This window comes from Micromonospora sp. NPDC002411 (assembly GCF_053592955.1).
Window position 1 is genome coordinate 1 of the sequence record NZ_JBSFBM010000273.1, and the last position, 9,025, is coordinate 9,025.

General features: G+C 71.4%; 7 protein-coding genes. All 7 read left to right on the forward strand.

The annotated features are described in order from the left end of the window. Positions 1-1,191 (forward strand): glycosyltransferase family 4 protein (locus tag ACWCO3_RS26260; protein WP_450012552.1); only part of this gene is annotated, 1,191 nt, incomplete at its 5' end. An 83-nt stretch (positions 1,192-1,274) separates the two neighbouring features. Then, positions 1,275-2,993, forward strand: coding sequence for a serine/threonine-protein kinase (locus tag ACWCO3_RS26265; protein ID WP_450012554.1), 1,719 nt, complete (start codon positions 1,275-1,277; stop codon positions 2,991-2,993). Between the two features lie 119 nt (positions 2,994-3,112). Further along, entirely contained in the window at positions 3,113-4,750 is a 1,638-nt protein-coding gene (locus ACWCO3_RS26270; protein ID WP_145779959.1) for a serine/threonine-protein kinase, read from the forward strand. A 103-nt stretch (positions 4,751-4,853) separates the two neighbouring features. Beyond that, positions 4,854-5,663: a metal-dependent hydrolase gene (locus ACWCO3_RS26275; RefSeq protein ID WP_145779958.1), complete on the forward strand. Its 810-nt coding sequence runs from the start codon at positions 4,854-4,856 to the stop codon at positions 5,661-5,663. Beyond that, the gene (locus tag ACWCO3_RS26280; protein WP_450012557.1) at positions 5,660-6,568 is read left to right on the forward strand and encodes an amidohydrolase family protein; all 909 of its coding nucleotides are present in this window, start codon (positions 5,660-5,662) and stop codon (positions 6,566-6,568) included. Before ACWCO3_RS26275 ends, ACWCO3_RS26280 begins: the two co-directional genes overlap by 4 nt. Positions 6,569-6,797: 229 nt before the next feature. Then, entirely contained in the window at positions 6,798-7,856 is a 1,059-nt protein-coding gene (locus ACWCO3_RS26285; protein WP_450012561.1) for a LacI family DNA-binding transcriptional regulator, read from the forward strand. A 76-nt stretch (positions 7,857-7,932) separates the two neighbouring features. Then, on the forward strand, positions 7,933-9,025 hold a 1,093-nt coding region (locus ACWCO3_RS26290; protein WP_450012559.1), incomplete at its 3' end, for an ABC transporter substrate-binding protein.

A 9,025-nucleotide genomic window follows, 5' to 3' on the forward strand; every position in this document is an offset into this window, starting at 1 on the left:
CACGAGGTCACCGTCGTCACCCGCCACTCCGAGGGCGCACCCCTTGAGGAGTACGCCGACGGCGTGCGCATCCTGCGCGCCCCCGAGGACCCGGTCACCTTCCCCCTCGCCACCAGCAGCCTGCTGGCCTGGACCATGGCGTTCAACCACACCCTCACCCGCGCCGCGCTGCGCGCCACCGAGGCCGGCACCTACGACGTCATCCACGCCCACGACTGGCTCGTCGCCCACACCGCCGTCACCCTGGCCGAGCACCTGGACCTGCCCCTGGTCACCACCATGCACGCCACCGAGGCGGGCCGGCACCAGGGCTGGCTGCCGGAGGAGATGAACCGCACGATCCACGGCGTCGAGCACTGGCTCAGCGGCGCCTCCATCCGGGTGATCGCCTGCTCGGGGTACATGCGCGAGCAGGTCACCACGCTGTTCGACGTACCCGCGACGCAGGTCGACGTGGTGCCCAACGGGGTGGACGACCGGGCCTGGCGGGCGCGACCACGGGCGGTCGCGTCGGCCCGCGCACGGTTCGCCGCGGACGGCCCACTGGTCGGGTACGCCGGGCGACTGGTCTACGAGAAGGGCGTCCAGCACCTGATGCACGCGGTGCCCCGACTACGCAAGGAACACCCGGGGCTGCGCGTGGTGATCGCCGGGGACGGCCCGTACCGCGCCGAGTTGGAGGCCCAGGCCCGACGACTGGCGCTCAGTTCGACGGTACGGTTCACCGGTTTCCTCGACTCCAACCAGCTGCCGGCGATGCTCGGGGCCACCGACGCGACGGTGGTGCCCAGCCTCTACGAGCCGTTCGGCATGGTGGCGCTGGAGGCGGCCGCCGCCGGCGCACCGCTCGCGGTGGCCCGCACCGGCGGGCTCGCCGAGATCGTCGAACCCGGCGTCACCGGTGTGACGTTCCCGCACAGCGACCCGGACGCGCTCGCCGGCGCGGTCGGCCAACTGCTCGGTGACGAGGTCTTCGCCCGGCGGGTGGCGCGCCGCGCCCGCACCATGGTCGGCCAGCGGTACGGCTGGGCCAGCATCGCCGCCCGTACCGCCGCGAGTTACGCCGCCGCCCGACGCGAACACGGCCCACTGCAGGCCCGCCGGGCCGCCGCCCGACTGGCGGGCGGCAGCTCCCGGATCGCCATCCCGGAGGGCAATCTGCTCGCCCGCCTCGACCCCGCCGCGTGCTGAGATACGTCGGACGAGCTATAGGTAGCTTCCGATCCGCTGGTTAGGGTGTAGCCCGGACAGCGGTTGAGGAGGAGCGTGCGCAGGTGCTGATCGCTGGTCGGTACCGGCTGCTCGACCTGGTCGGCCGTGGGGGTATGGGTCGGGTGTGGCGCGCCCACGACGAGATGCTGCACCGTGAGGTGGCGGTCAAGGAAATCGTCCCCCCGAGTTGGCTGGCCGACCACGAACGGGACGAGCTGCGCTCGCGCACCCTGCGGGAGGCACGCGCCGCCGCCCGGCTCAACCATCCCGCCGTGGTCCGGCTCTACGACGTCATCCCGGTCGAGGGCAGCCCGTGGATCGTGATGGAGTACGTCCCGTCGCGCACCTTGCAGGACGTGCTCGACGCCGAGGGCCCGTTGAAGCCGGCGCGGGCGGCACGGATCGGCCTGGCGGTGCTCGACGCGCTGCACGCCGCGCACACCGCAGGGGTGCTGCACCGCGACATCAAACCGCAGAACGTGCTCGTGGCACACGACGGGCGGGTGATGCTCACCGACTTCGGGTTGGCCACGTTCGACGGCGGCGACGGCGTGATGACCCGCCCCGGCATGGTCTTCGGCTCCCCGCAGTACGTCGCCCCCGAGCGAGCCGCCGAGGGGGTGTCCACGGTCGCCGCCGACCTGTGGTCACTCGGGGCGACCCTGCACGCCGCGGTGGAGGGTCGCTCCCCGTACGCCCGCAGCACCGCAATGGCCACCCTGAGCGCACTGGCCGCCGGACCTCCGGACCCGGCTCCGCACGCCGCGCAGCTCGCGCCGGTGCTCGACGGGTTACTGCGCCGCGACCCGCGCGACCGCCTCGACCACGACGCGGCCCGCCGGCTGCTCACCGCGGCGGCGACCGACCGCCTCGAACCACCGCCGGTGTCCGAGAGACCGCCGGTGCCGGACCGGCCGGCCTCCACACCGGGCCTGGTGGCGGTGCCCGCCGTCGTCCAGGGCGGCGACGAGCAGGACCCCACCGTTCCGCTGCCCGACCCGGGTCACCGCCCGAGCGACCCGACCACCACCGCGCCGGCACCGGGGCGGGCGGGTCGGGGGCGTACCACCCGTCGGCTGGCGTCGGTCGCCGTAGCGCTGCTGGTCGCCGCCGCGGCCGGCGTCGGCGCCACGCTGGCCCTCACCGACGACGAGCCCGGCGACACCGGGGGCTGGTCCTCCCAGCAGCCGCAGCACGGTCCACCCGACGGTGGCGACCCGGGCGGCCCCGGCCCCGACCGGCCCGGCCCGCCGCCCGGTGGGCGGGACGTCCCTCCGCCGCCGTTCGCGTGTGTCCGCCCGCATGTCGTCGGTACGCCGGTACGGGCCGGCACGCCGACCTCTGGCGAACGGTTCCGGCCTCCGCCCGGTTGGATCTGGCACGCCGACAGCAGTGGCTTCCGGGTCTCCGTGCCGGCGACCTGGTACCACTCCCGCGACGACGGGGTGACCTGCTTCCAGGATCCGGCGACCGGCCGGGCCTTCAGCGTCGACGGGGGCGACAGCGCCGACCCGTTGGCCCGGCTGCGCGCGACCCGCGACGCGGCCATCTCAGCCGGGGCACTTCCGCAGTACGAGGAGATCCGGCTCGCCGCGACCGAGGACGGGGCGGAGTGGGAGTGCCGCTGGAAGGCTCCGTTCGGCAGTCAGTGGCTGCACGCTCGGCAACAGGTGATCGGAGGTAGCCGCTGGACGCTCGGCTGGATCGTCCACGACGAGGACTGGTCCGGGGCCGCAGCCGACTGGGAACACGTCCGAAATAGTTTCCGACCACCCCCCTGACCTGCGCCGTATGGTCATGATCCGGACTACTGTCCGGCGTGGATCGAGGCCGCTCAGCGGATGAGAAATGCCGCCACGGTGGCTATCGTGTAACTCGGGGTGACCGAGGGGGAGCGACCGTGCAGCAGTTGCTGATCGCGGGTCGGTACCGGCTGCTCGACCTGGTCGGCACCGGCGGAATGGGCCGGGTGTGGCTTGCGCGGGACGAGATGCTGCATCGCGACGTGGCGGTGAAGGAGATCGTGCCGCCGTCCTGGCTGGCCGAATCCGAACGCGAGGAGTTACGGCTGCGGACCCTGCGGGAGGCCCGTACCGCGGCTCGGCTCAACCACCCCAACGTGGTCCGCATCTACGACGTCGTGCACGACCGGGAAAGCCCCTGGATCGTGATGGAGTACGTGCCGTCCCGGTCGGTACAGCAGATCATCAGCGCCGAAGGGCCCCTGAGCCCGCAGCGCACCGCCCGGATCGGGCTGGCGGTGCTCGCCGCGCTGCGGGCCGCCCACGCCGCCGGGGTGCTGCACCGCGACGTGAAACCGCACAACGTGCTGGTGGCCGACGACGGTCGGGTGGTGCTCACCGACTTCGGGCTGGCCACCTTCGACGGCGGCGAGGGGGCGATGACCGGGCCGGGTACGGTGCTCGGCTCACCGCAGTTCGTCGCCCCCGAGCGGGCCCGCGAAGGGGTGTCGGATCAGCGCACCGACCTGTGGTCGCTGGGCGCGACGCTCTACGCGACGGTCGAGGGGCAGTCACCGTACGCTCGGTCGAGCGCGATGGCGACGCTCAGCGCGCTGGCCACCGAGCCACCGGACCCGATGCGACGGGCCGGAGCGCTGCGTCCCGTCCTCGTCGGCCTCCTCCAGCGCGACCCGTGGCGGCGGCTGACCGCGGCGGAGGCGGAATCCCTGCTGCACCACGCGGCGGCGCAGGTCGACGAGCCCACGGGTCCGCCACTGTCCTCGGCGGTGGCGGCGGTACGCAGCGCGGGTCGTGCCCACGCTCCCGCCCCGGTGGACGTGGCCGGCTACCTCGACCCCCCGACGATGTCGGCGACCGAGCCGACGAGTCGTCCCCGCCGATCGCGGCGGCACCTGCTCGCCCTGGGGGGCGCCGCCACGGCTCTGCTCGTCGCCGGAGGCGTCGCGGTTGCCCTGGTCAACCGCCACGACGAACGGACACCACCGTCCGGCTCCGGCGGGGGTGTGTCGACCACCCGACCGGCCGCCTTCGCCTGCTCCACACCACCTCCGCCGCCGCCCACCTCGACTCCGGTGGCGTCGGTCGCGCCGCCCGCCGAGGCCCGGTACCGGCTGCGCGAAGGCTGGACCTGGCACGACGACCCGACCGGCTTCCGGATCGCCGCACCGATCGGCTGGGCGCGCTGGACGGAGGGGTCGGTGACCTGCTTCCGGGAATCCGGCGGGGCTCGGGTGCTCAGTGTCGAGTCGGGGCCGGCGCGGGCCGACCCGGTGGCGTACTGGAAGGCCGAGGAGGCGCGACTCACCACCGGCGACGCGCTGCTGCCCGCCTACCGCAAGGTGGACATTTCCGCGATGGACATCTTCGAGGGCGGCGCCGTGTGGGAATGCGGCTGGGAGAACGCCGCAGGCGAGCAGGTGCACAGCTTTCGGTTGCTGGCCAACACCTCGGGCGAACGTTCCTACACCGTCTCGTGGTTGACAAAAGAGTTCGACTGGCAGGTCAACGCGGCATACTTGCCGATGATCCGGCAGAGCTTCACCCCCGCCCTCTGACAACGTCCGATGTGGACCTTCCGGGTGATGCCCCTGCGACGCCCCCGCTGACTACAGTGGCGTAGTTTTGGGCGCTCAAGATCCCTGGGGAGGGTGAGCCGAGATGATGGGTCCGCAGCACGCGCTGTCCGGCGCGGCGGTGTGGTTGGCCGGGTCCTGGGCCTTGGAGCAGTTCGCCGACTACCACCAGTCGCCGCTTGCGTTGGCGGTGGGCACGGCGGTGTGCGCCGGTGGCGCCCTCTTTCCCGACCTCGACATGTCGGGCAAGGTGACCAAGAACCAGGGTGGGGCCACCGTGGCCCGCACCTTCGGGGTCTTCTCACTCTTCGCCGCCGAGGTGATGGAGAAGATCTCACTCGGGGTCTACTACGCCACGAAGCTCAGCAGGGACCCCCGCCGCAACAACGGGCACCGCACGCTGACCCACACATTGCCGTTCACCGTGCTGGTCGGCTGGGGCACCACAGCGCTCTGCGCCGCGTACGGCAAGTGGGCCGTCATCACCATCCTGTTCTTCATGTTCGGCCTCGCGCTGCGCGGGCTGTTCGACGAGTGGGCGGAACGCGCCGGCTGGGTCATCATCACCCTCGCCTCCGCCGGGGCTGCCTGGTTCACCTTCGCCAACCTCCCCGGTGGTCGCGGTTATCCGCTGATCGGTACGGCGCTAGGGGTGGGCTGCTTCGTGCACATCCTGGGCGACATGATCACCCGGGCCGGGGTGCCGATCCTCTGGCCTATCCCGATCAAGCGGCGCATGTGGATGATGATCGGTCTGCCGAACAAGATCGCCCTGCGGGTCGGTAGCAAGGCCGAGGTCGTCGGGATGCGCATCGCACTGACCGTCATCTCGGCGCTCGCGACCCTCGGCCTGATCGCGCCGTCGGTGCTGAGCCGGTTCGACATCGAGATATGACCGACCCGGCAGCGCAGCTGCCACCGGCCGAGGACGCGCGCGTGCCCGAGTTTTGGCGCGCGCTCGGCCTGCCCGGTCTCGCCGACGTGCACGTGCACTTCCTACCGCCGCGCCTGCTACGCCGCATCTGGGAGTACTTCGACGCGGCCGGGCCGCTGGTCGGCACCGAGTGGCCGATCCGCTACCGGTGGAGCGACGCCGAGCGGGTCGCGCACCTGCACCGCCTGGGGGTGCGGGCCTTCAGCGCGTTGGCGTACGCGCACCGGCCGTCCATGGCGGCAGACCTGAACCGGTGGACGTTGGACTTCGCCCGGACCACCCCGGGCTGTCTCCCCTCGGCCACCTTCTTCCCCGAACCGGACGCCCCCGCGTACGTGGAGGCGGCGCTGACCGGCGGAGCCCGACTGTTCAAGGTGCACCTGCAGGTCGGCAACTTCTCGCCCACCGACCCCGCACTGGACCAGGTGTGGGGGACGCTGTCCGACGCGGGCGTGCCGGTCGTGGTGCACGCCGGCCACGCTCCGGTGGGGACCGCGCACACCGGCCCGGACCCGTTCGCCGCGCTGCTCGCCCGCCACCCCCGGCTGAACGCGGTGGTCGCACACCTCGGTGCCCCGGACTACCGGGCCTTCCTGGACCTCGCCGAGACGTACGAGCGGGTTCGGTTGGACACCACGATGGTCTTCACCCCGTTCTTCGAGCAGGTCGTTCCCTTCCCCGCCGACGAACGGCCCCGGTTGCGCGAGTTGGGGCTGGCCGGCAAGGTGCTGCTGGGCAGCGACTTCCCCAACATCCCCTACCCGTACGCCGACCAACTGACCGGCCTGGCGCGACTGGACCTGGGCGACGACTGGCTGCGCGCGGTCTGCTGGGACAACGCCGCCACCCTCTTCGACCTGACCTGACCCGCGCCGAGCGACAGGCGAGGAAGATCCGCGCAACAACCCCGATGTTGCTGCCTGCGACGCCCTGCCTGTGGCCGCGCCCTGGCGGTCCGAAAGCTTTTCGACATCTCCTATTGACGTCCTCGTAACGGGTGGCCTAGCGTCCTGTCGAACCGCTTAGTCGAAACGCTTCGACACCGCTGCGGGAGCGGTCCCACGCCTGGCCGGAGGAGGTGTTCGGGTGGCCACCATGCACGACGTCGCCCGCCTCGCGCAGGTCTCGGTCAGCACCGTCTCGTACGTGCTCACCGGCACCCGGCCGATCTCTCAGGCCACCCGCAACAAGGTGCTCGCCGCGATGGCGGAGCTCGACTACCAGCCCAACGCGATGGCCCGCGGCCTGGCCAGCCGACGCAGCCGCATCCTGGGCCTGCTGATGCCGATGGACGAGCGCGGGCTCGGCGCCACCGAGACCGCTTTCGTCACCGGCGCCGCCGCCGCGGCCAGCTCGGCCGGCTACCACCTGGTGCTCTCGCCGGTCGGCGGCGGCGATCTCGACGACCTGCGCCGGCTGGCCAGTCAGCGGATGCTCGACGGTGTCGTGCTGATGGAGGTCCAGCTGGCCGACGAGCGCGTCACAGTGCTTCAGGAGACCGGTGTGCCGCTGGTGTTGATCGGCCGTACCGCCGACACCAGCACCCTCTCCTACGTCGACATTGACTTCGACCAGACCGTGCGGGAGGCGGTCGCACACCTGGTCGGCCTGGGGCACCGGCGGATCGTCTACGTCAACCACTCGGCTGCCACGCTCGCCAGTGGTTACGGGCCCGCGTTGCGTACCCGGGATGCCTTTGTGGCGGCGATGACCGGGCACGGCCTGGACCCGGTGATGATCGCGGCCGAGGACAGCGCGGCCGGCGGGCGGGCCGCGCTGGCCGCCGCGTTCGCGCAGGCACCGGAGCTGACCGCCGTGCTGGCCATGAACGAGACCGCGATCTTCGGCATCCTCGGTGAGCTGACCGGCCGTGGCCTGTCGGTGCCGGGCGACGTCTCGGTCGTCTCGATGGTCACCTCGCCGCAGGTCGCCGAACTGGCCACCCCCGCGCTGACCGCGATGACGTCACCGGGGTCGGCGCTCGGTCGGATCGCGATCGAGGCGCTGGTACGCCACCTGGACGGCCCTGCCGCCGAGCGCCATCCGGACGGCTCCGCCGTCGAGCGCCACCAGCAACTGCTGCCCTGCACGTTGGAGGTCCGGGGGTCGACCGCCCCGCCACGAAGCCGCCGAGCCGTGGGGGCTGATCAGTAAACGGCCCGCCGCCGCGCTGCAACGCGACGACGGGCCTCGTGAAGTACCGGCTAGATACTCAACGAGGAGGATGCTAATGCAGCGATTCCACCGGCTCGTCGCCGCGCTCGCCCTGGCGGCGACCGCGACGACCACCGTGGCCGCGTGCGGTGGTGGTGACAACGCGGACGACAGTGACGCCAAGGTCCTCAAGCTCTGGCACTACGAGAGCGAGAACAGCGCGATGGGGGTCGGCTGGGACCGGGCGATCGAGATGTTCAAGTCCGAACATCCGGGTGTCGAGGTGCGCTTCGAGCGCAAGGCGTTCGAGCAGATCCAGCAGAACGCTGGCATGATCATCAATTCGTCCGAGGGCCCGGACATCATGGAGTACAACAAGGGCAACGCGACGGCCGGTCTGCTCTCCTCGCAAGGGCTGCTCACGGACCTGAGCGCCGAGGCCGACAAGCGCGGCTGGGCCGGCAAGCTCAGCCCCAGCCTCCAGACCACCGCCCGCTACAGCGACAAGGGCGTAATGGGTTCGGGCAAGTGGTTCGGTGTGCCGAACTACGGCGAGTACGTCACCGTCTACTACAACAAGGACCTGTTCCAGAGCAACGGCGTCGCGGTGCCGACCAGCATGGCCGAGATGACCGCGGCGATGGACACGTTCGTCGGCAAGGGCGTCACCCCGCTGGGCATGGCCGGCGCCGAGTACCCGGCCGGGCAGCTCTTCTACCAGCTCGCCCTCGCCAAGGGCGACCGGCAGTTCGTGGACAACTACCAGCTCTACAAGAACCCTGTCGACTTCAAGGCCGACCCCCTGAGGTACGGCGCGGAGACCTTCGCCGAGTGGGTGAAGAAGGGCTACGTCGCCAAGGACTCGGCCAGCCTCAAGGCCGAGGACATGGGCACCGCCTTCATCGCCGGCAAGGTTCCGATGATCGTCTCGGGTAGCTGGTGGTACGGCCGCTTCAAGACCGAGATGAAGGCCAACTGGGACACCTTCCTCTTCCCCGGCAACACCCTGCAGGCCGGCTCCTCCGGCAACATCTGGGTCGTCCCGGAGAACAGCAAGGCCAAGAGCCTGGCGTACGACTTCATCGACATCACCCTGCGTCCGGAGATCCAGGACCTGATCGGCAACAACGGTGGTGTGCCGGTCGCTGCTGACGCCTCGAAGATCACCG

Excerpts from the sequence above, each read along its gene's own strand:
- ACWCO3_RS26285 (WP_450012561.1), top strand. The coding sequence starts at position 6,798 with ATGCACGACGTCGCCCGCCTCGCGCAGGTCTCGGTCAGCACCGTCTCG.
- ACWCO3_RS26275 (WP_145779958.1), top strand. The coding sequence starts at position 4,854 with ATGATGGGTCCGCAGCACGCGCTGTCCGGCGCGGCGGTGTGGTTGGCC.
- ACWCO3_RS26280 (WP_450012557.1), top strand. The coding sequence starts at position 5,660 with ATGACCGACCCGGCAGCGCAGCTGCCACCGGCCGAGGACGCGCGCGTG.